Below are 433 nucleotides of genomic sequence, written 5' to 3'. Positions count from 1 at the left end.
CGTGGGCGGCCTTGGTGGCCATGCTGTCGGTGAGCTTGGCGTTCTCGGTGTTCTGCGAGATCGAGGCGGTCATCTGCTCGAGCGAAGCGCTGGTTTCCTCGACGCCGGCGGCCTGCTCGCTGGCGGCCTGGCTCAGCGACTGCGCCGTGGCGCTCACCTCCTCGGAAGCGCCGGCCAGCGACTCCGCACCGCTGTTGACGTCGGCCACCACGCGGGAGAGCTTGTCCACCATGTTCTTCATGGCGGCCAGCACGCTGCTGTCGTCGCCGGGCTTGGCTGCGATCTGCAGCGACAGGTCGCCGTTGGAGACGCTGGTCGCGATCTCCGCCACGTAGGCGGGTTCGCCGCCCAACTGCTTGACCAGCGAACGGGTGATCAGGAACGCCAGGATGAGCGCCAGCAGGGCGCAGACGCCGAGGATGGAGATGGTGAG

The 433-nt window shown here is 68.1% G+C and carries 1 pseudogene; it reads right to left on the bottom strand.

The features are described from left to right. Positions 1-433: pseudogene (locus FJV41_RS55925) on the bottom strand (methyl-accepting chemotaxis protein); the annotation flags it as partial.

The organism is Myxococcus llanfairpwllgwyngyllgogerychwyrndrobwllllantysiliogogogochensis (assembly GCF_006636215.1).
Classification (GTDB): Bacteria; Myxococcota; Myxococcia; order Myxococcales; family Myxococcaceae; genus Myxococcus; species Myxococcus llanfairpwllgwyngyllgogerychwyrndrobwllllantysiliogogogochensis.
This window is presented reverse-complemented; position numbering and strand designations above follow the sequence as displayed.